General features: G+C 70.5%; 1 protein-coding gene. It reads right to left on the bottom strand.

From position 1 onward, the window contains the following. On the bottom strand, nucleotides 1-1,166 hold a 1,166-nt coding region (locus KN815_RS47010), incomplete at both ends, for a PhoX family protein (protein WP_216347896.1).

The raw sequence follows: 1,166 nt of genomic DNA, 5'->3' as shown, positions 1-1,166 counted from the left end.
AGGAGCGGTCGCCGGAGGCCAGCGGGATCCACTCGCCGGCGCCGTCGAACTCGCCGTCCGTGGGCAGCTTTCCGGTGCCGTCGATCTCGGCGGACGGGCTGTCACCGGTGAACTTGGCGACGTACAGCGTGCCCTCGTCCAGCAGCGTGCGGTTGTGCTCGCGGGCGATGCGGCTGTTGCCCTTCATCATCCGCTTGGCGGAGACGAACTTGTAGAAGTAGTCGAACTTCTCGTCGTCGCCCATGTAGAGGACCGGACGGCCATCGGTGGTCAGCCGGGGCTCGGCGGCCTCGTGCTTGAAGCGGCCCAGCGCGGTCAGCTTGCGCGGGGTGGATTCGGGGTCGAACGGGTCGACCTCGATGACCCAGCCGAAGCGGTGCGCCTCGTTGGGCTCCTTGGCGAGGTCGAAGCGGTCGTCGAAACGCTCCCACTTGCGCTCGGAGGCGCCGTCCTTGAAGCCGTAGCGCTTCAGGCCCGCCTTGACGGTCGGGTCGGTGACCTTGTCGGGGTTGGCGAAGTACTGGTTGAAGTTCTCCTCGCCGGAGAGCACCGTGCCCCACGGGGTGATGCCGCCACCGCAGTTGTTCAGCGTGCCGAGGACGCGCTTGCCGGACCGGTCGGCGGAGGTGCGCAGCAGCTCGCTGCCCGCCGCCGGGCCGGTGACCTCGAACGGAGTGGTCGCGGTGATACGGCGGTTGAGCTGGTGCCGGGACACAGCGGTGAGCCGGCCCAGCCGGCGCTCCTCGGCCGTCATCACCACGGACAGCCCGTGCGCGGCCCAGGCGATCTCGGCCTGCTCGCGGGTGGGGTTCTCCGGGTCGTACCCGGCGAACATCAGCACCTCGTCGGTGTACTCATGGTTGACCACGAGGAGCTGATGGTCGCGCTCGCCGGGGACGTCCAGCACCGCCATGTAGTCGTTGTTGTAACCGAACTGGCCCGCCTGGGCCTTGCCGCTCTGCTTGGCCGGGTCGAACGCGGGCGCACCGCGCAGGATCGGGTCGCCCCAGCGGAGCACCACGTTCTGGTCGTGGCCCTCGGCGGTGACCACGGTGTCCTCGGTGTTGGGGGCCACCGGCGAGAAGCGGAGGCCGCGGGCGGCCTTGCCCTGCTCCGCCTCGGCGGCGGCACCGGCGGTGGCGGCGGCGTCGCCCGACGCGGCGGAC

The sequence above is a fragment of the Streptomyces niphimycinicus genome (assembly GCF_018883605.1).
Lineage (GTDB): Bacteria > Actinomycetota > Actinomycetes > Streptomycetales > Streptomycetaceae > Streptomyces > Streptomyces niphimycinicus.
Note: the sequence above shows the minus strand (reverse complement) of the source record. Positions and strands in the feature narration are given on the sequence as shown.